This is a genomic window from Halomicrobium sp. HArcht3-1, assembly GCF_058933345.1.
This window is the reverse complement of sequence record NZ_JBZYDM010000002.1, coordinates 100331-117810: the sequence shown is the minus strand read 5'-3', so window position 1 is coordinate 117810 and position 17480 is coordinate 100331. Positions and strand designations below refer to the sequence as shown.

Here is a 17480-nt window from a genome sequence, read left to right as displayed (position 1 = left end):
TATTGTGGCCCGTGTATTGACCAGCCAGTTATGAGTAACCGTACCGCAGCGAACCCCCGGGCGGCGTTCCCGGGCATCAGCGTCGTCGAGGCCGTCGGTGTCCTCCTCCTCCTGCTGGTCGTGCAGTTCGTCTTCGCCGCCAGTGGCTTCGCCGTGGGCATCTCCACAATCTTGCACCGGATCGCCTACATCATCACGACCGCGCTGGCCTGTACGTGGACGCTACGAATCCACGACGGCTTCTCGCTGCAGTACATGGGCGTCACCGTCGCCCTCGTGGCGGTCGGCATCGTCTCCATCGTCACGCTCGCGACGGCCGACCCACTGCTGGTGACTGGCATCGTCGTCGCCGTCGCTGCCCTGTTTGCCATCGTCACCGCCTTCACCGAGTCCCTGCCCAACTGGACGCAGACCCACACGACGCTCCTGCTGGTCGTCCTCGGCACGACCGCGATGTTCATCGCCGCTGCACCCCACGATGTCGGCTCGCTCGACGGCGTCGGCTTCGACGTCGCCGTGACGGCGGTCGTCGACGGTCTCGCCAGTCAGGTCGCCATCAGTCGCGGCGGCGTCACCAGCACCGTCCACGCACCGCTGTCTGCGGTCGGTGCCACACTGTACGTGCTCGGGCGATTGCTGGAGTAGCTACTCGTCGGGATACTTCGGCTCTCGTCGCTCGGCGCGTTCTAGCGCCCGTTCGACGACGGCGCGTACGTCGCCGTCGAAGACGCTGCCGTGGCCGGCGTACATGTGCTCGACGCCGTCGCCCATCCGGTCGAGCAGGTCGCGGATCGACTCGATGAGCCGTTCGCGTGACTGGCCGGAGTAGTCGGTGCGGCCGAAGCTCCCGTCGTCGAACGCGCCGTCGTCGTGGACGACCACGTCCCCGGAGAAGAGGGCGGTCTCGGAGACGAGGGAGACGTGGTCGTCGGCGTGTCCCGGCGTGTACACCACCTCGAACTCGTCGTCGCCCAGCTGGATCGTGTCGCCGTCCGCGAGCGCGCGGTCCCGGCGCGGGTGCTCGCCGTAGGCCAGCAACTCGGCGTCGAAGGCGTCCAGCACGGTGTCGAGTTCGGCGACGTGGTCGCCGTGCTGGTGGGTCAGGACGACCCGATCGACGGTGTCGACGTGGTCCCGGATCGCGCCGACGACACCGGCGTAGGCCCCGGCGTCGACCAGTGTCGTGACCGCGCCGTCGACGAGATAGGCGTTGCAGGTGAACGTCTCCGCGTCCGCGGTGACGGTGTGGACTTCCATGCCTGAGAGAACGGGCGGCCGGCGCTTCAGTGTGGTGTTGCTCTCGCGTTCACCGTGGCTGTGGAGGAATAATCGCCGAGTAATTTATCACGGGGAATCTATAATGGTTACATGTATGGGGTTCGGGAGCTACGATGAATCTGAGCAAGACAATCAGGAGTACGACACAGATTACGACGACGAGGACGGCCTGTCCACGTCGGAAAACGAGCACGACGGTGATGTAGAGTTCGAGTTTACGGCCTCGAACGACGAACTGCTGGATCGCCTGTCAGACATCAAAGACGAAAACACGTGAGCAGTTCAGTCGTCGATCCCGTCCAGTGCGTCCGTCCGTCCACGTCCGGCGGGCGCAGGGTCCGACGACATCGATGAAAGCCGGCGTCCGCGCGCTCGGTATCGCGGAGTCCTACCGTGGTTCGACCAGCACCCTCGCCGGTGCGGTCGTCCGCGCGAGCAGAGTCACCGACGGCTTCGTTTTCGGTCGCTGTACTGTCGGCGGGAGCGACGCGACTGCCGCCGTCGCCGCGATGGTCGAGCGCCTCGACCGCGACGACGTGCGCTATCTCCTCCTGTCGGGCATCGCGCTGGCGTGGTTCAACATCCTCGACCTGCATCGCCTCCACGAGGAGACGGGTCTGCCGGTCGTCTCGGTCACCTACGAGGAGAGCGGCGGCCTCGAATCGGCCATCCGCGAGGCGTTCGACGATGCCGACACCGTCGCGGATCGGCTGGCGACCTACGAGCGCCAGCCCGCCCGGCGACGCCTGTCGGTCACCGACGAGACGGTGTACGTCCGCAGCGTCGGTATCGACGACGGCGCGGCAGACGACGTGGTTCGGGCCTTCACGCCCGAAGGTGGCCGACCGGAACCGCTCAGAGTGGCGCGACTCGCAGCCAGCGCCGCCGACGACTTCGACCGCTCTGAGACGTAATCGGGTGTACTTTTGTCGCCGGCCACCCACGCCAGCGCATGGACCAGATGGACGGTCTCGACGTGACGGCCTGCGAGCGCTGTGACGACCTCGTGGCCTCCCGCTCACGGATCGTCAACGGCACCGGCCCGGCCGACGCTGAGCTACTGTTCGTCGGCGAGGGACCCGGTGCACAGGAGGACGAGGGGGGCGAACCCTTCATCGGTCGCAGCGGCGACGTGCTCGACGACGCGCTCATGGACGCCGGACTGGACCGCGGTGACGTTCGGATCACCAACTGCGTGCGCTGTCGGCCGCCCGATAACCGCGATCCGCGAAGCGAAGAACTCGCGAACTGCCGACCCTACCTCGAACGCGAGATCGAACTGGTCGACCCCGAACTGATCGTCACGCTCGGGAAGGTGCCCGCCCAGCACCTGCTGGAGCGGGACGTGGCTGTCACGAGCGAGGCCGGACAGGTGTTCGACCCCGAGATCGCCGGGCAGCGCCGCGAGCTACTGGTGTGTGTCCACCCGGCGGCGACGCTGTACGACCGGAGTCAGGAGTCGACCTTCACCGACGCCATCGCGACCGCCGCCGACTACACCGACGAGGAGAGCGGCCAGCGTCGACTCGGGGACTTCTAGACTCTCCCCGCGAGCGACCGCGTTCCCGCGACGTTTGACCGAACAGGAAGCCACTTACCGATACCCCGTGTAGCGAGCGTATGGCAACGAAACAGACCGCCGCCGAGGTGGTCGTCGTCGATTACGGACTCGGGAACCTCCGCAGTGTCACCCGTGGGCTGGAGCGGGCCGGTGCCGATGTCACGCTGTCGGCCGAGCCAGCCGAGTTCGGGGCAGCGGACGGCATCGTCCTGCCGGGCGTGGGCGCGTTCAGCGAGGGGATGGAGAACGCCGGTCCCTTCCGCGACGCGCTGGTCGAGCAGGCCGAGTCGGGGACGCCGCTCTTTGGCATCTGTCTCGGGATGCAGATGCTCCTGACGACGAGCGAGGAGGCAGACCACGCGGGACAGGGCGACGCCGAGGGACTGGACCTGGTCCCGGGCAAGAACGTCCGCTTCGAGGCTGACCAGACCGTCCCCCACATGGGCTGGAACGAACTCGACGTGCAACGGGACCATCCACTCGTGGAGGGCGTCGATGGAGAATACGCCTACTTCGTCCACTCTTACTACGCCGACCCAGCGGACGACCACGCCGTCGTCGCGACGACCGACTACGGCACCGACTTCGCCAGCGTCGTCGCCAACGAGGCGGGCAACGTCTTCGGCACGCAGTTCCACCCGGAGAAGTCGGGTGAGACGGGGCTGCAGATCTTGCGAAACTTCGTCGAGATCTGCGCTGAGTGAGCATCACCGAGCGAGACGAGTCGTAATCACGCGGCCGCCGCTGCTTCGCCGTCGATCAGCACCAGACCGTCACTGTCGACGGTGACGGTGTGGCCGTCGAGCGTGAACGAAAACGACCAGGCCGCTCCGTCGTGGCAGGCCAGTGCGTTCAGCGCGTCGGCATCGATGACGTTCTGGAGGACGAAATCGAGGTCGTCGACAGCGAGACCGCGGTGGTCGGCGATCGCTTCGAGGATCGTCGCGGTGAGGGGTTCGTTGGGTGAGCTTTGCATTTCGGTGATCTCCGTTGTTCAGTCGGCCCGTCTACCGTCGAGTTCGACGATCGTCGCTTCCCAGTCGGGCAGTCCGTCGCTGGTGTGACAGAGCCACGGGCCGCCGACCGTGAGGCCGTTCTCGTGGGCCGCCGTGACGAGTGCTGTCAGGGCTGCTTCGAAGTCGTCGTCCGTCGTAATATCGTCGTCGAGATGGTCTGTCATCGTGAAGGTCGGACCGTCCGTCGACAGACGCACGAACCGATCGATCCGGTGTGGCCGTCAGTGATTCGAGGTCTGGACTGCGTTGTCCGTATCCACCAGTAGTGTCGCAAACATAAAAACCCCGAAGAGGGGCATGGTGTACCATGTGTTCAATTCCGACATGACATTCAATTTGGCCTACAATTCTTGCCTTGCCGTCTCGTCACTACGATAATGAGCGTCATTGCAGACATCTGTATCCCGCCGACGGACTTCGAACTGGGGCGGATTCTCACCATGGAAGAGCCGGTGACCGTCGTTCTGGAGACGATGGTGCCGATGGGTGAACGGACGGTCCCGTTCTTCTGGGTCCACGACCACGACCGCGAGCAGTTCGAGCGTGTCGTGCGCGAACACCCGGCCGTCGAGAACCTTCGACAGACGGAGGTACACGAGAACCGGGTGCTGTATGCGTTTCGCTGGTCGATCGATGCCGACACGCTCTTCGAGGCGTTTTCGAAAACGGGTGCGCAGTTACTGGAAGCGACCGGTCACGCCGACCTCTGGGAGTTCGAACTCCGATTTTCCAGCCACGAGCGGCTCTCGGAGTTCAAATCCTACTGTGAAGACGGTGGCATCGGGCTGGACGTTCGTCGGATCTACAATCCGACCAAGCCCGAGAGCGGGCCGTACTACGGACTCTCCTACCCCCAGCGTCAGGCGCTCCTGACCGCCGTGACCGAGGGATACTACTCGATCCCACGCGGAATCTCGACGAAGGAACTGGCCGCGAAACTGGACATCTCCGATCAGGCAACGACTGAACGGCTGCGACGGGCGATCATCACCCTGACCGAACACACTCTGCTGACAGCGGACCTCGAGGAGTCGTGAGCGCCGGCCGGCTCAATCGACGGTCGCTGATCCCTGTCCGCTGTCCGTGTCGACCGCTCCGCTGACGGTCTTGATCAGTGGTCGTATCACGTCGAACTGCGGTCCACGCTCGATGATTTCGGCTGCTGGGTTCCACGTGATATACCCCGCCTCGGCCAACATCGGGAGGTGCCGGTGGTGCAATGCGATACGGACGTGCCTGGCGGACTCGCTGCTCGCGGCGATCAGTGCCGAGAGATCGATAGACACGGTTTCGAGCAGTTCGATCAGGATCTGCCGTCGGCGCTGGTCGGCCAGCGCGAGGTACCCGGTATCTTCCATGCTCTGTCTTGTTCACGACACGGGATGCTCTTTCACCATGGCTTACCATGCCAGTGTTCCATCTACACCCCTGCTTCGTACCGGTGGCGTACCCGACGGTTCACGCCGACGAGGTTTCAGCGTCGTCCGGGAGCCACAGCGTCACGGTCGTCCCGTCGTCGGTCTCGAAGGTCAGATCCCCGCCGAGTCGACGGGTCGCCCACGAGGACAGCCACAGGCCCAGCCCGGTCGAGTGTTCGAGATCGGTCTCCTCGCCGGCGTCCAGTACGTCGAGTTCGTGTTCGGGGATGCCGGGACCGTCGTCGCTGACGGTGATGGTGATGCCAGCGTCGTCGCGTTCGACGGCCACCCGGACGGGTGCGTCGCCGTCGGCGGCCGTCGCCGGTTCGTCCGGGATACCGTGTTCCACCGAATTCTCGATCAGTGCCCCACACAGCACCCCGAGGGTTTCCCCATCGGTCGTGATCGATAGCTCGGGACAGTCGACAGCGATGGGGGTGGGCGAATCGATCTCGTCGACGACGGTGTCGAGCAGCGCGTGCAGGTCGACGGCCGTCTCGGTCCGATCGGCTGCCAGCACGCCCTCGATGGCGCGGGCCTTCTCGCCCAGATCGACCAGTTCGTCGGCCTTTCGCTCGACGGTGTCGAGCAGGTCGGTGACCTCGTCGTCGTCGGTGGTGTCGTTGGCGGCCTCGGCGAAGCCGTAGATCACCGTCATGTCGTTGCGGAGATTGTGCCGGACCACGCGGTTGAGCACCTGCAGACGTTGCTCGCGCTGGATGTCGTCGGTGATGTCCTGCAGGACGATCGTCGACCCGAGTCGCTCGGTGGCGCTCTCCAGTGGCGTCGACGCGAGACCGTAGGTTCGGAGGCGACCGTCGGTGGTGATCGTCACCCGGTCGGTCGTGTCCGCACCGTCGAACGTCTCGTCGGCCAGAAACGTCGCCAGCGGTTCGGTCAGTGCGGTCGCTTTGTCGACGCCCAGCACCGACTCGGCGGCGGCGTTGAGTGTCACGATCCGGTTCTGCTCGTCGACGACGACGACGGGGTTCCCGAGGTCCTCGATGGCGGCCCGCTCGCCCTCCCGTCGCGTGGCGGGGTGGAAGTCGAACATGTCGCTGCCGACGAAGGCGTAGGCATCGAGCGCGATGTGGGGCAGGAACATGACCGTCGCGAAGTTCAGCGCCGGCACCGGCCCGATGCCGTACAGCCAGACGACGACGGCCGACAGCGGCGGCACCGTACTCACGCCGACGGCGATCGCCTCACCCCGGTACAGCCGGCCGTAGCTGAGGACCGTATCGAACAGGACGAGACTCCCCAGTAGCGCGATCAGGACCGCGCCCGTCGCGACGATGGTCGCCCACAGGCGCAGGTCGTAGGTCGCACCCGCGAGACCGGCGACCTCGACGACGGTGAAATCGGTCCAGACGAGACCGTGGAGCGGGTTCGTCCCCAGCAACACGACGGCCACCGCCGGCAGGGTCACCAGTGCGCGGTACCACGGCGTTCGGACGAGGTGGCCCCGCCCGGTGTAAGACAGTGCGAACGCGAGGAAGTAGACGGCGATCCCGGCCAGCAACGCCCAGCCGAGCACGCCCAGTGCAAGCCTGAGCGTTCGGTCGAACACGAGCAGGGAGGCCGCGTAACTCACGCTCCACAGCGCCTGACAGGCGAGCGAGAGCAGGAACCACGTCGCGCCGGGCTTCTCCCGATAGCGCCACAGTCGCGCGATCAGGTACAGCGTGCCCGCACCCGAGAGCAACGACGCGACGACGATCCAGGTGCCGGCCATAGCCTGTACAAAGCGGATACAGCTACTTACAGATGCTGGTCATTTTGCCCCCACCCGGTGGGCGCTGGTGCCTACAGGAAATCGCGCACGTCCGAGTACCACATGTCGTGGTCGTCGGTGGCATCGATCGCCTCGGCGATGCGGACGGCGATGGCGTGCCAGCACAACTCCTCGGGATCGTCGGTGTCGAGGTTGTAGGTGGCGTCGGGACAGTCACAGCCACCGTCTTCGACGACGTACTCGTCGTCGTGGCCGACGACGACCGTGAAGTCGCGGTAGGTCTTGACCCGCTGCTCGCCGACGGCCTCGATGGCCTGTTGGCCCCGGTCGCCGTGGACGGAGACGATGCGGTCGACGGCGTCTGGCGTCAGCGCCCCCGCGTCGTCGAGCATCGCCATCCACTCCTCGACCGCGCTCATACCTCTCTTTGCGAGACGACCGTCAAAACAGGTTCGGTGACCGAGCGGGCCGAACCGCGGCCGTTTTCGCCCGTGGCTGTCTCGCTGTCGGATATGGACGGAATCACGGAACAATCACGGGCGCGGGTCGCAGACGAACTCGCCCGTCTCGACGCCGAGTACGACGTGGTCCCGGTGGTCGACAAACGGTGGGACTGGTCGCGCGAGCACTACGAGTTTATCGTCGACCGCTTCGAGCGTGGGACCGTCGGCGGCGCGGGCATCTGGCCGGTCGATGACGACGGGGCGGTCCTGCTCGTGCGCAAAGACGGCGAGACGGCGTGGGCCGAGCCAAGCGGCAAGCAAGAACCCGGCGAGTCCCTCGAAGCGACCGCTCGCCGGGAGACCCGCGAAGAGACCGGCATCGCGGCGTCGATCACCGGCGTCGCGCTCGCACAGCGGGTCGCGATCGGGACCGAGGGCGCGCCGCCAGTCCACCGACTGATCGTTGTCTTCCACGGCCGCGCCGAGCACGTCACCCCCGAACCGCAACCGGGTGAGATCGCCGCCGCGCGCTGGTGGGACCACCACCCCGAACCCCTGCTGTACGACGACCTCGCAGACCTCTCGATTCCCGCTGCGGAGTGATACAGCGGCTTCGAACGACTTACCACGACCGCTCCGCTCCAGTCGGGTATGCGCGTCACCGAGGGACAGGTCACCGTCGAGGTGCCAGAGCAGGCCGACGCTGGTCGAGGCGAGAACGTCTTTTTCAACCCCGTACAGGAACTGAACCGCGATCTGACCGTCGCCACGCTGCGAGCCTACCGCGAGCGCGAGCCACGCGCCGAGTCCTATCTCGATGCCACCGCCGCCAGCGGTATCCGTGGCGTCCGGGCCGCCGCCGACGGCTGGGAGACGACGCTGTGTGACGTGGACCCCGACGCCGTCGAGCTTTGCGAGCGCAACCTCGAACGCAACGGGCTGGCCGCCGAGGTCCGCCACGAGGACGCCAACGTTACGATGCACCGCGACCCGTGGGACGTGGTCGACATCGACCCCTTCGGGACGCCGATCCCCTTCGTCGACGCCGCGTTTCAGGGCACCCGCGACCTCGTCTGTGTCACGGCGACCGACACCGCGCCGCTGTGTGGCGCACACTTCGAGAGCGGCGTCCGCTCCTACAGCGCCATCCCGCGCAACACGGAGTACCACGCCGAGATGGGGATGCGCATCCTGCTGGGTGCGATGGTGCGGACCGCCGCCCGCTACGATCTGGCCGCACGCCCGATCCTCAGTCACGCCACCAAGCATTACGCTCGCACCTACCTCGAACTCGAACAGGGCGCGACCGTCGCCAACGCCGCTCTCGACGACATCGGCCACGTCTACCACTGCCAGCAGTGTCTCTATCGCGCACACAGCGAGGGCCTTCACGCTGATTCGCCCGGAAACTGCCCCAACTGCGGCCAGCACCTCCAGACCGCCGGCCCCCTCTGGCTGGGTGCGACCTGTGAGCCGGCCTTCACCGAGACCGTCGCCGACCACCTCACCGAGGACATGGGCACCGCCGAGCAAGCCACCGACCTGCTGGAGACGCTCGCCGCGGAACTCCCGACGCCGACGCACTACGACCAGCACCGCCTGTGCAAGCGCTGGGGCGTCGGTGCGCCCGCGATGGACGACTTCCTGGACGCGCTCGATTCGGCGGGCTACGACGCCTCTCGCACCCACTACGGCGGAACGACGTTCAAGACCGACGCCGACGTGACCGAGATTCGGGCGGCGACGCAGGGCAAGTAGCGTCTTCGTCAGCCGACAAGCGCCAGCACACGTACGTTCGGTAGCCGCTCACGGCGAGCACGACGACGCCACCGAGTAGCGTCACGTACACGCCGCTTCCCGGGGCGAACGACCCGCCGTAAGACGGGAACTCGTGGAGTTCGACTAGGGAACACAGCGAAGCGATCACTCCGGTGCCGGTGGCGACCCAGCGATGCAGTCGCCGCCGTGGTTGCCAGAGCCAGACGACACCAGTTAGGACCGCCAGCGGGAGGACGAGCAGCCCCCAGAGATCGAGCCCCGAATCCATTCCCGGGAGACCGACCGTCAGCACTGCGCCGGTTGTCGCTACTCGGATCCATGGCAGGTACGACCCGAGAGCGAGCAATCCGAGACCGAACGCGAGGAGGATGTCGTCGCGGCGCGGGAGCATCGGCGAAACGTGGACCCGCTGGCAACTAAACTTTCTGACCAGCCGGGGGTTCGCTGGCCGAACGAGGCTCAGGCGACCGCCCCGGCGACCCGCTCGACAAGCGAGAGCACGAAGTGATACACCGGCCGCAGGAAGTAGTTGACCATCCCGACGAACCCGATCAGGCCGCCGACGGTCTGAATCTCGGCGGGCGTCGCACCGAGGACGACGACCGTCGCCAGCGCGGCCAGTGCCGGGCCGATCCAGAGGTCCTGGAGATACAGATCGACGTTGTGACTGAACACCACACCGGGCTGTGGGAGCCGATCTTTGCCGGCGGCAAGCAGTGCTGCGAGGACGACGAGACCCGCGACGAGTCCGAGACCACCACCGACACCGAGGAGGCTGGCGGCGATCAACAGGCCACTGGCGACCAGCGAGAGCGCGGTCGCTTCCATGGCACGCTGATCGAGCGCGCGTTGCATATCTGGCGGAACGTGTCCTCGTGTCATAGGGCTTCCGTGTTATTATTAGCCACGCGCTCGCACGCTCTGACGTGCAACTCGGTCGTGCCGTCGCGATCGGTCGACGGATCGTCGCCACCGCGAGGGACTCGCAGGTGTCCTTTCTCGCCGCCAGTATCGCCTACTACATGTTCGTCTCGCTGTTTCCGCTGGGTCTGTTTGCACTGGTCCTCGCTTCGACCGTCGGCGGAGAGGCGTTCGCGACCCGGATCGCCCAGAGCCTCGAAACGGTCCTCACGCCGGCGGCGTCGGCGGTCCTCATCGAGGCGCTGTTCGAAGCCCGCGGGCGCGCCGGTGTGACCGTTCTGGGACTCGTCATCTTGCTGTGGAGTGGTCTCCGGGTGTTTCGCGGTCTCGACATCGCCTTCTCGTGGATCTACGCCACCGACGAAGTCGAGTCGCTGCTCGCCCAGCTCCGGGACGCGCTGACGGCGCTGGCCGGGATCACGGCCGCCATCGTCGCACTGGCCGTCGTCAACACACTGGTCGTCCTCTCGGGCGTCGAAGTGGCGGGGGTCCTGGGGACGATCGCACTGACCGGGATGCTCGCACTCGCCTTCCTGCCGATCTACTACGTCTTCCCGGATCGGGACCTTCGCCTGCTTGACGTGCTTCCGGGTACGGTCGTCGCTGCCGTCGGCTGGACGCTGCTCGGGACACTCTTCTCGCTGTACACCAGCTTCGCGACGGGCTATCAGCTGTACGGTGCCGTCGGCGCGGTCCTCCTGCTCGTGACGTGGTTCTACTTCGCCAGCGTGATCCTCCTGCTGGGTGCGGTCGTCAACGCGGTCCTCACGACGGACGATCAGGACCGGCAGCTACAACAGGCCGCCGCCCACATCGAACCAACGATGACAGGCGAGGACGGTGAGACGCCGCCACCGGACGACCGCACCGGCGACGGTCCCGATGGCCCGAGCGACGAGACCGCGACGCCGACGAGCAGTTCGACGGGCGCAGGCGCGACGACTGACGGCGAGACGCCACCGCCCGACGACCCCACCGCCAGAGACAACCCGACACAGGAAGAACTCGACGCGCTGCGTGCCGAACTCGACGAGTTCCGCGAGGACGTCGAATCGCGCACCCTCCACCGCGAGGACGTCGAGGACGACCTCCGGCGGTACGTCCGCCGCCGGATGCGCCGGGGCCACGTCCGGGGCTGGGGTCCCTACCTCGTCTTACTGTATGGCACCGTGATGACTCTCGGTGCGTTCTACTACCTGCAGGACCAAGGCCTGTGGGCAGTGCTGGCGATGCTCGTCATCTGGCTGTCGACGCTCGGCCTGTACGTCGTCATGATCGCCGCCGGCCTAGGGCTTGGCGCTGCCGGACTGCCGCGTCGACTGCTGGACCGGCTCCGCAACTGAGCAGACGAACCGCCGCCGTTCTCGCCGGCTAGCGACCCCGAACGCGACCACACTAGCGTCGCCAGCGTGACGACGGGCTTTGCTTTTCTCCGTGTCGTCGGGACTCTCCGGTCGTCGAAGACGGTGTCGCGAAAAATGGGACAGTCGAAGTCAGCACACGGTCAGGACCCGATGGACGGCGTCGTCCATCGAGCACTGAAACCGGCAGGGCCGATTTCAGAACGTCTCGGGACACCCGACTTCGTCGGGCTGGGACCCGCGTGCTCTGAACGCGCGTGGCGCGTTCAGAACGTCTCGAGGTACTGGTCGAGTTCCCACTGGGAGACGTCGACGCGGTAGTCGTCGTACTCCTGGGTCTTGGCCTCGACGAAGTTCTCGTAGACGTGCTCGCCCAGTGCGTCCTGGATGACCTCGTCTGCTTCGAGTGCGTCGATGGCCTCGCCGAGGTTCGACGGCAGCGTGGTGATGCCGTACTCCTCGCGCTTTGCCTCGTCGAACTCGTAGATGTTCTCGCGGACGGGGTCGTCGCATTCGAGATCGTTCTCGATACCGTCCAGCCCGGCGTGGATGAGCGCCGCGAAGGCGAGGTACGGGTTACACGACGGATCGGGGAAGCGAGCCTCGATTCGGCTTGCTGCGGGCGTGCGGGCCGCAGGCTTGCGGATCAGTGCAGAGCGGTTGCGGTCGGACCAGGCGACGTAGACGGGTGCCTCGTAGCCCGGGACCAGACGCTTGTAGGAGTTGACGGTCGGGTTGGCGACGGCGGCGATGGCCTCGGCGTGTTCGAGGATGCCGGCGGTGAAGCTCTTTGCCGTGTCGCTGAGGTTGAACTCGTCGTCTTCGTCGTGGAACGCGTTCTCGCCGTCTGCGAACAGCGAGAAGTGCGTGTGCATCCCCGAGCCGTTGATCCGTGGGATCGGCTTGGGCATGAAGGTCGCGTGCAGGTCGTGTTCCGACGCGATGGCACGAACGACGGCGCGGAAGGTCGCGACGTTGTCCGCAGTCGAGAGGGCGTCGTCGTAGGTGAAGTTGATCTCGTGCTGGCCCTGTGCGACCTCGTGGTGGGAGGCCTCGATGTCGAAGCCCATGTCTTCGAGACCGAAGATGATGTCACGGCGCACGTCCTGTGCGAGGTCCTTCGGTGCGAGGTCGAAGTAGCCACCGGCGTCGTTGGTCTTGGTCGTCGCCCGGCCCTCGTCGTCTTCCTCGAACAGGAAGAACTCCGGTTCGGGTGCGGCGTTGACCGTATAGCCCATCTCCTCGGCGCGTGCGATGGCGCGCTTGAGGACGCCACGCGGGTCGCCCGAGAATGGCTTGCCCGTCGAGGTGTCGATAACGTCACAGATGAGGCGCCCGGCGGCGCTCTCGTCGTCGTTGCGCCACGGGAGCACGGCGAACGTCTCTGGGTCCGGGTCGAGACGCATGTCCGATTCCTGAATCCGGACGAAGCCGTTGATCGAGGAGCCGTCGAAATAGATACCCTCGGTGAAGGCCTTCTCGGCCTGGTCGGCCGGCACGGAGACGTTCTTGATCGTCCCCAGAATGTCGGTAAACTGCAGGCGCAGGAAGTCGACGTTCTTCTCTTCGATTTCCTCCAGTACGTCTTCCGCTTCCGGTGAGAGTTCGCTTGTCATCTTTGGACACCGGGAAGGAACACTGCCATTACTAAAATGCTGCCGTTTTGCGCAAAGCTTTCGGGCCTGCGCCGGGGAATTGCATATTCGTAAAATTCTAATCCCCGGGGGACCTGTACCGATGTAATGACGTATGAAAATCTCGACCGGAAGCTAGTGAATGAACTTCTGGGCGATGGTCGTGCCAGCCTCCGAAGCCTCGCCGAAGACCTCGACGTGTCGGTGACGACGGTGTCGAACCACCTCTCTGCGCTGGAGGACGACGGGATCATTCAGGGCTACACGCCGAAGGTCGACTACGACGAACTGGGCTACGACGTGACGGCGATCATCCAGCTCAAGGTCGAAGGGTCCTCGCTGCCCGAAGTGACCGACACGCTCAGCGATCACAAACAGATGATCTCGGTGTACGAGGTCACGGGCGACTACGACATCATCGCCGTCGGGAAGTTCTCCGACACCGACGGCATGAACAGCCAGATCAAGGAACTGCTGACCGATCCCGAGATCAAGGAGTCGAACACCAGCGTCGTGCTCAACGCCGCCAGCGAACACGAGCAGTTCGACCTCGACCTGCCCGAATAATCAGTTTTCGCCGTTCCGCTGGGTCACCCTATCGGTGAGCCGTGCATCGGTCTCACAGGGTCGATCCGATATCCAAAGCTTCTTGACTGATTAGTCAGTTAATGTAACTGATGATAGTCCCCCACCAGCCGCCGGTCCCTCCCTCGCGTCGACGACGTGGGGCATCTCACAGGGGCGTGTGCTCGACATGAGCCTGTTCGAAAGACTCAAACGCCGTTTCTCGATGGTCTTTCGCGGTCCGGACGAACTGGAACTGACCAGTGGCTCGATCGGGAAGCCGCTCTTTTTCCTCTCCTTGCCGATCATCGTCACGAATCTCTTGCAGGTCGCGTACAACCTCGCCGACACCTTCTGGCTGGGTCAGTACAGCACGGAGGCGCTCGCGGCCATCTCTTTTGCGTTCCCGATGGTGTTTTTCCTCATCTCGCTGGGGATGGGCATCTCCGTCGCCGGGAGTGTGCTGGTCGCCCAGCACACCGGTGCAGACGAACCGAAGAAAGCCCAGTACGCCGCCTCCCAGACGGTGACCTTCGCGATCATGGCGTCGGTCCTCTTCGGGGTGACCGGCTACTTCTTCATCGAGGACTTCCTGCGACTGGTCGGGGCCTCCGGGGACGTGTTGCCGGGTGCGACCGCGTACCTGCAGGTGATGGCACTCGGACTTGCCTTCCTGTTTGGCTTTTTCGTGTTTATCTCGCTGATGCGGGGCGCTGGCGACACTGTCACGCCGATGCTCGTGATGTTCGGGACGGTCGTCCTGAACGTGATCCTCGACCCGTTCCTCATCTTCGGGTGGACGGTCGTCGAGTCGGCCCCGCTGGTCGGGACCATCGCCTTCCCCGAACTGGGCGTGCAAGGCGCGGCCATCGCGACGATCTTCTCTCGCGGGGTGGCGATGGCCGTCGGCCTCACGATCATGCTCTCGGGAACGCGCGGGGTCAAGATCGTCCCCAGTGAGATGATCCCCGATCCGGGCTACGTCGGCAAGCTGCTGCGTATCGGCGTGCCAGCCTCTATCGAGGGGACCGGTCGCTCCATCTCGGTCAATCTCATGCTGATCGTCGTCGGTACCTTCTCGACCCCCGTGGTGGCGGCCTTCGGCGTCGGGACCCGCATCTTCTCGTTGATCTTCATGCCCGCCATCGCGGTCGACCGCGGCGTCGAGACGATGACGGGCCAGAACATCGGCGCGGGCAAGCCGGATCGGGCCAACACGGCCAACCACTTCGCTGCGAAGGCCTCCTTCGGCATCCTCGCGGCGGCGGGCGTCGTCGTGTTCTTCACCGCACCGGCCATCGTCAACGTGTTTAGCCCCGACGAGCAGGTCGTCCGCATCGGTGCGGAGTTCCTGCGCTGGGTCGCCCCGACCTTTGGATTCATCGGCGTCGTTCGCGCGTATTCCGGCGGCTTCCGTGGCTCGGGCAAGACGCTCGTCGCGGCAGCACTGGCAATCTTGATGCTCGGGTTCATCCGCCTGCCCGTGTCGTGGGTCACCTCCCGCGTGATCGACATCTCGACGGTGTCGTTCCCGGTGCCCGGATTCGGCACGATCACGACCGACATCTTCGCCGGCACACTGGTGGCCGACGCCTTCGCCTACTCGCTTGGCTCTCGCGGTATCTGGTTCGGCTTCGCCGTCTCGAACGTGCTGGCGGCGGTGCTCGCCTACGCCTGGTTCGCCAAGGGTACCTGGCGCGACGCCGACCTTACCGAAGAATCGGCTGCCGCGGTTGCGGACGATTGATCTTCCCGGCGCACCTGACGACCGCCCGTCGGTCGTCGACACCAGAGCCGGGAAGGGCGACTGATCTCTCCGTGCATCTGACGACCGCCCGTCGGTCGTCGACACCAGAGACGGGAAGGGCGATTGATTTCCCCGGCGCACCTGACGACCGCCCGTCGGTCGTCTCTCCCCGGACCGCGCCCCTCAACGTCTTTGTCACTGGCGCGAGAACTGTGTCGTGATGACATACACCAAAGCAAACTACGAAGACGTGGAGCCACGCGCAGGCGCAATGTACTTCCTCAGGGACGAACTCGACGCCGAGCAGCTCGGACTGACCGTCGTCGACTGCGAACCCGGCTGGAGCGGGATGGCCCACGACCACGCCGACGACGACCACGAAGAGGTCTACTATCTCGTCGAGGGCGCGGCGACGGTCGTCGTCGACGGTGAGGCCGTCGGGATGGAACCCGGCGATGCACTGCGCATCGCACCCGACGCGACACGCGAAATCGAGAACGGCGACGAAGCGAGTACGTTCGTGCTCGTCGGCGCACCGTAGATCTGGCTGGTTTGGCTACAAAAACTGCTGTCGTATCAGGTGAGTATCCCTGCGGTTCCGATACCTATTACGATAGAATAGGTGAAGTTTACAAGTGTTCCAGCCAGGTAGTAGGTCGTATTTCCACTTGCAGTGTCCTCTCGTCGAACCCACGATTTTGCTGCGAAGATGATACTCAATGCAGTGTATTCTCCAACCAGTACAAGTGTGAGTACCAGAATGTTTTCGATGCGTCCAATCAGCCAACCGGTGTCTTGTTCGATGTCATCATCATCTTCCAGCTTTGCGCCGGTGAAGACTTGTTTGAATTGTACCCATGTCGATTCCGTCCTCTCCTCGTGATTTTCGCCGATCGTAATCCCGGTAAAGTTCGTCAGACAATAGGTCACAACTGCAGTACTCGTACCCATCACGAAGCCATAGACACCGAGTACGAACGCCGGTTGCCACCCGTAAAACAGGCCCAGTCCGACCCCTGACAAACCGGCAACGGATGTTAGACTATCTGCTAACACCCGTTGTCGCGAGAGCGTCTGAACCGCGTCAGTCATATACCTGAGCTAGTGCATCCGAAAGCGTTTGTCGTATCTCTTTACGGCGATCGTAGTTCGCTCGACGAAGTGCATTTGACACGGCTTGCTGTTTGAGGCCTAGTTCCTCGCCAGCCTCGACCTGCGTTCCAAGTCGTTCGTACGCGAGTATCACTTCCATTTGTCGATCTGTGATATTCTCCCTCTCTATAAGTAATAAGTTGAGGGCGCTTGCGACCACCTGATCGATCTCTTGTCCTGTATCTACGCCAACATAGAACCCACTCTGTTCGATACTCTGTAGGAGTGAACTGGCACGATGAAACGCTGGTCCATCCATCAATGCAACCGTCTCGCTCCCTTCACCAACATCAATCTCGCCACTTGCAATCGCGAAGCGAGCGGTTGTCGGATGTATTCGGTCAAGGAAACCCGAGAGAACAGCGGGAACAGCGGCAAGGTTCTTGAGCACACCTCCAAATTCATCGATTCCTTTCATCTGAGTAAATGGGGTTGAAATATGTTTTCGCTCCGATTTGTTGATCGCTTTTAGCGCCCCAGTCAACTCCTTTTCAAACGATCCCCTATCTTCGATCTCTCTAGAATCGATAACATCGACGAGGACAACGTATCGTTTTTCACTCATGACTAAGCAGAGGGTTGACGAAATAGGCTCCGCTGCTCATCTGGAACAGGCCATAGGAGTTGTCTTGGCTGAGTACAACCATATTGAGTTGTTAGACCACCGCATACCATATTATCGTTTCGCCCGGAGCATGTTCGGGCCCTTTCGATGTCCCTCCCCGGGTAGTTGTTCGGCGCGTTCGGATTGCTGTAACACGATCGAACGAAAGATGGAGTTGTATCGTCTCGTAGGTGCTCTTCCGAAATCGTTGACAGCGCAACCGCTATCAGGTGCGAAACGAAAGAAGATCGGTCGGGATGCGGTGCG

The 17480-nt window shown here is 64.1% G+C and carries 23 protein-coding genes; 12 read left to right on the top strand and 11 right to left on the bottom strand.

The features are described 5' to 3' along the window. The first annotated feature begins 30 nt into the window (after positions 1 to 30). A complete protein-coding gene (locus AC5FRW_RS03645; RefSeq protein ID WP_493567068.1) occupies positions 31 to 645 on the top strand; it encodes a hypothetical protein in 615 nt (204 codons plus the stop codon). On the opposite strand, the gene AC5FRW_RS03640 is transcribed toward AC5FRW_RS03645, so the two are convergent. After that, complete coding sequence (locus AC5FRW_RS03640) at positions 646 to 1257, bottom strand: MBL fold metallo-hydrolase (protein WP_493567067.1); 612 nt, start codon at positions 1255 to 1257, stop codon at positions 646 to 648. Positions 1258 to 1372: 115 nt separating this feature from the next. On the opposite strand from AC5FRW_RS03640, the gene AC5FRW_RS03635 reads away from it, so the two are divergent. From AC5FRW_RS03635 to hisH, 4 genes are all read left to right on the top strand, one after another. Next, a complete protein-coding gene (locus AC5FRW_RS03635; protein WP_493567066.1) occupies positions 1373 to 1555 on the top strand; it encodes a DUF5786 family protein in 183 nt (60 codons plus the stop codon). Positions 1556 to 1628: 73 nt separating this feature from the next. Further along, entirely contained in the window at positions 1629 to 2192 is a 564-nt protein-coding gene (locus AC5FRW_RS03630) for an endonuclease dU (RefSeq protein WP_493567065.1), read from the top strand. A gap of 38 nt (positions 2193 to 2230) precedes the next feature. Next, positions 2231 to 2818 (top strand): uracil-DNA glycosylase, encoded by a 588-nt coding sequence (locus AC5FRW_RS03625; RefSeq protein WP_493567064.1) that lies wholly within the window; start codon positions 2231 to 2233, stop codon positions 2816 to 2818. 80 nt (positions 2819 to 2898) lie between these two features. Next, complete coding sequence (gene hisH, locus AC5FRW_RS03620) at positions 2899 to 3543, top strand: imidazole glycerol phosphate synthase subunit HisH (RefSeq protein ID WP_493567063.1); 645 nt, start codon at positions 2899 to 2901, stop codon at positions 3541 to 3543. A 26-nt stretch (positions 3544 to 3569) separates the two neighbouring features. Here the strand turns inward: hisH and AC5FRW_RS03615 are convergent, their stop codons facing one another. Then, the gene (locus AC5FRW_RS03615; RefSeq protein ID WP_493567062.1) at positions 3570 to 3815 is read right to left on the bottom strand and encodes a HalOD1 output domain-containing protein; all 246 of its coding nucleotides are present in this window, start codon (positions 3813 to 3815) and stop codon (positions 3570 to 3572) included. Between the two features lie 18 nt (positions 3816 to 3833). Next, positions 3834 to 4019, bottom strand: coding sequence for a hypothetical protein (locus tag AC5FRW_RS03610; RefSeq protein ID WP_493567061.1), 186 nt, complete (start codon positions 4017 to 4019; stop codon positions 3834 to 3836). A 213-nt stretch (positions 4020 to 4232) separates the two neighbouring features. On the opposite strand from AC5FRW_RS03610, the gene AC5FRW_RS03605 reads away from it, so the two are divergent. Next, complete coding sequence (locus tag AC5FRW_RS03605) at positions 4233 to 4892, top strand: helix-turn-helix domain-containing protein (RefSeq protein WP_493567060.1); 660 nt, start codon at positions 4233 to 4235, stop codon at positions 4890 to 4892. 12 nt (positions 4893 to 4904) lie between these two features. Here AC5FRW_RS03605 and AC5FRW_RS03600 read toward each other — a convergent pair whose 3' ends face one another. The 3 genes from AC5FRW_RS03600 to AC5FRW_RS03590 all read right to left on the bottom strand — a co-directional run bounded on the left by AC5FRW_RS03600 (position 4905) and on the right by AC5FRW_RS03590 (position 7427). Continuing rightward, positions 4905 to 5213 (bottom strand): DUF7344 domain-containing protein, encoded by a 309-nt coding sequence (locus AC5FRW_RS03600; protein WP_493567059.1) that lies wholly within the window; start codon positions 5211 to 5213, stop codon positions 4905 to 4907. Between the two features lie 100 nt (positions 5214 to 5313). Continuing rightward, positions 5314 to 7008 (bottom strand): histidine kinase N-terminal 7TM domain-containing protein, encoded by a 1695-nt coding sequence (locus tag AC5FRW_RS03595; RefSeq protein ID WP_493567058.1) that lies wholly within the window; start codon positions 7006 to 7008, stop codon positions 5314 to 5316. A gap of 71 nt (positions 7009 to 7079) precedes the next feature. Next, positions 7080 to 7427: a hypothetical protein gene (locus AC5FRW_RS03590; RefSeq protein WP_493567057.1), complete on the bottom strand. Its 348-nt coding sequence runs from the start codon at positions 7425 to 7427 to the stop codon at positions 7080 to 7082. 93 nt (positions 7428 to 7520) lie between these two features. Between AC5FRW_RS03590 and AC5FRW_RS03585 the strand changes: the two genes are divergently transcribed. Both AC5FRW_RS03585 and AC5FRW_RS03580 read left to right on the top strand, forming a co-directional pair. Beyond that, positions 7521 to 8054, top strand: a complete 534-nt coding sequence (locus tag AC5FRW_RS03585; RefSeq protein WP_493567056.1) for an NUDIX hydrolase — start codon at positions 7521 to 7523, stop codon at positions 8052 to 8054. 48 nt (positions 8055 to 8102) lie between these two features. After that, entirely contained in the window at positions 8103 to 9209 is a 1107-nt protein-coding gene (locus tag AC5FRW_RS03580) for a tRNA (guanine(26)-N(2))-dimethyltransferase (protein WP_493567055.1), read from the top strand. On the opposite strand, the gene AC5FRW_RS03575 is transcribed toward AC5FRW_RS03580, so the two are convergent. After that, a complete protein-coding gene (locus tag AC5FRW_RS03575) occupies positions 9157 to 9621 on the bottom strand; it encodes a hypothetical protein (RefSeq protein WP_493567054.1) in 465 nt (154 codons plus the stop codon). The two genes, AC5FRW_RS03580 and AC5FRW_RS03575, sit on opposite strands and share 53 nt — an antisense overlap. 68 nt (positions 9622 to 9689) lie before the next feature. Continuing rightward, positions 9690 to 10085, bottom strand: a complete 396-nt coding sequence (locus AC5FRW_RS03570) for a hypothetical protein (protein ID WP_493567053.1) — start codon at positions 10083 to 10085, stop codon at positions 9690 to 9692. A gap of 71 nt (positions 10086 to 10156) precedes the next feature. On the opposite strand from AC5FRW_RS03570, the gene AC5FRW_RS03565 reads away from it, so the two are divergent. Next, the gene (locus tag AC5FRW_RS03565; RefSeq protein WP_493567052.1) at positions 10157 to 11494 is read left to right on the top strand and encodes a YihY/virulence factor BrkB family protein; all 1338 of its coding nucleotides are present in this window, start codon (positions 10157 to 10159) and stop codon (positions 11492 to 11494) included. Between the two features lie 284 nt (positions 11495 to 11778). Here AC5FRW_RS03565 and glnA read toward each other — a convergent pair whose 3' ends face one another. Next, the gene (gene glnA / locus AC5FRW_RS03560) at positions 11779 to 13128 is read right to left on the bottom strand and encodes a type I glutamate--ammonia ligase (RefSeq protein WP_493567051.1); all 1350 of its coding nucleotides are present in this window, start codon (positions 13126 to 13128) and stop codon (positions 11779 to 11781) included. A gap of 126 nt (positions 13129 to 13254) precedes the next feature. Between glnA and lrp the strand changes: the two genes are divergently transcribed. The 3 genes from lrp to AC5FRW_RS03545 all read left to right on the top strand — a co-directional run bounded on the left by lrp (position 13255) and on the right by AC5FRW_RS03545 (position 15998). Then, positions 13255 to 13713 (top strand): HTH-type transcriptional regulator Lrp, encoded by a 459-nt coding sequence (lrp, locus tag AC5FRW_RS03555; RefSeq protein ID WP_493567050.1) that lies wholly within the window; start codon positions 13255 to 13257, stop codon positions 13711 to 13713. A gap of 187 nt (positions 13714 to 13900) precedes the next feature. Beyond that, on the top strand, positions 13901 to 15457 hold the full coding sequence (locus AC5FRW_RS03550; RefSeq protein ID WP_493567049.1) for an MATE family efflux transporter: 1557 nt from the start codon (positions 13901 to 13903) through the stop codon (positions 15455 to 15457). A 220-nt stretch (positions 15458 to 15677) separates the two neighbouring features. After that, complete coding sequence (locus AC5FRW_RS03545) at positions 15678 to 15998, top strand: cupin domain-containing protein (protein WP_493567048.1); 321 nt, start codon at positions 15678 to 15680, stop codon at positions 15996 to 15998. Between the two features lie 35 nt (positions 15999 to 16033). Here the strand turns inward: AC5FRW_RS03545 and AC5FRW_RS03540 are convergent, their stop codons facing one another. After that, positions 16034 to 16549 carry a hypothetical protein gene (locus AC5FRW_RS03540; RefSeq protein ID WP_493567047.1) on the bottom strand — a complete coding sequence of 172 codons (516 nt, stop codon included), beginning with the start codon at positions 16547 to 16549 and terminating at the stop codon, positions 16034 to 16036. Beyond that, the gene (locus AC5FRW_RS03535; RefSeq protein ID WP_493567046.1) at positions 16542 to 17174 is read right to left on the bottom strand and encodes a SatD family protein; all 633 of its coding nucleotides are present in this window, start codon (positions 17172 to 17174) and stop codon (positions 16542 to 16544) included. The genes AC5FRW_RS03540 and AC5FRW_RS03535 overlap by 8 nt, the downstream gene beginning before the upstream one ends. Between the last annotated feature and the right edge of the window lie 306 nt (positions 17175 to 17480).

Bases quoted from the DNA above. Each gene is read 5' to 3' on its own strand.
- AC5FRW_RS03645 (WP_493567068.1), top strand. From the start codon at position 31: ATGAGTAACCGTACCGCAGCGAACCCCCGGGCGGCGTTCCCGGGCATC.
- AC5FRW_RS03640 (WP_493567067.1), bottom strand. From the start codon at position 1,257: ATGGAAGTCCACACCGTCACCGCGGACGCGGAGACGTTCACCTGCAAC.
- AC5FRW_RS03635 (WP_493567066.1), top strand. From the start codon at position 1,373: ATGGGGTTCGGGAGCTACGATGAATCTGAGCAAGACAATCAGGAGTAC.
- AC5FRW_RS03630 (WP_493567065.1), top strand. From the start codon at position 1,629: ATGAAAGCCGGCGTCCGCGCGCTCGGTATCGCGGAGTCCTACCGTGGT.
- AC5FRW_RS03625 (WP_493567064.1), top strand. From the start codon at position 2,231: ATGGACCAGATGGACGGTCTCGACGTGACGGCCTGCGAGCGCTGTGAC.
- hisH (WP_493567063.1), top strand. From the start codon at position 2,899: ATGGCAACGAAACAGACCGCCGCCGAGGTGGTCGTCGTCGATTACGGA.
- AC5FRW_RS03615 (WP_493567062.1), bottom strand. From the start codon at position 3,815: ATGCAAAGCTCACCCAACGAACCCCTCACCGCGACGATCCTCGAAGCG.
- AC5FRW_RS03610 (WP_493567061.1), bottom strand. From the start codon at position 4,019: ATGACAGACCATCTCGACGACGATATTACGACGGACGACGACTTCGAA.
- AC5FRW_RS03605 (WP_493567060.1), top strand. From the start codon at position 4,233: ATGAGCGTCATTGCAGACATCTGTATCCCGCCGACGGACTTCGAACTG.
- AC5FRW_RS03600 (WP_493567059.1), bottom strand. From the start codon at position 5,213: ATGGAAGATACCGGGTACCTCGCGCTGGCCGACCAGCGCCGACGGCAG.
- AC5FRW_RS03595 (WP_493567058.1), bottom strand. From the start codon at position 7,008: ATGGCCGGCACCTGGATCGTCGTCGCGTCGTTGCTCTCGGGTGCGGGC.
- AC5FRW_RS03590 (WP_493567057.1), bottom strand. From the start codon at position 7,427: ATGAGCGCGGTCGAGGAGTGGATGGCGATGCTCGACGACGCGGGGGCG.
- AC5FRW_RS03585 (WP_493567056.1), top strand. From the start codon at position 7,521: ATGGACGGAATCACGGAACAATCACGGGCGCGGGTCGCAGACGAACTC.
- AC5FRW_RS03580 (WP_493567055.1), top strand. From the start codon at position 8,103: ATGCGCGTCACCGAGGGACAGGTCACCGTCGAGGTGCCAGAGCAGGCC.
- AC5FRW_RS03575 (WP_493567054.1), bottom strand. From the start codon at position 9,621: ATGCTCCCGCGCCGCGACGACATCCTCCTCGCGTTCGGTCTCGGATTG.
- AC5FRW_RS03570 (WP_493567053.1), bottom strand. From the start codon at position 10,085: ATGCAACGCGCGCTCGATCAGCGTGCCATGGAAGCGACCGCGCTCTCG.
- glnA (WP_493567051.1), bottom strand. From the start codon at position 13,128: ATGACAAGCGAACTCTCACCGGAAGCGGAAGACGTACTGGAGGAAATC.
- lrp (WP_493567050.1), top strand. From the start codon at position 13,255: ATGACGTATGAAAATCTCGACCGGAAGCTAGTGAATGAACTTCTGGGC.
- AC5FRW_RS03550 (WP_493567049.1), top strand. From the start codon at position 13,901: ATGAGCCTGTTCGAAAGACTCAAACGCCGTTTCTCGATGGTCTTTCGC.
- AC5FRW_RS03545 (WP_493567048.1), top strand. From the start codon at position 15,678: ATGACATACACCAAAGCAAACTACGAAGACGTGGAGCCACGCGCAGGC.
- AC5FRW_RS03540 (WP_493567047.1), bottom strand. From the start codon at position 16,549: ATGACTGACGCGGTTCAGACGCTCTCGCGACAACGGGTGTTAGCAGAT.
- AC5FRW_RS03535 (WP_493567046.1), bottom strand. From the start codon at position 17,174: ATGAGTGAAAAACGATACGTTGTCCTCGTCGATGTTATCGATTCTAGA.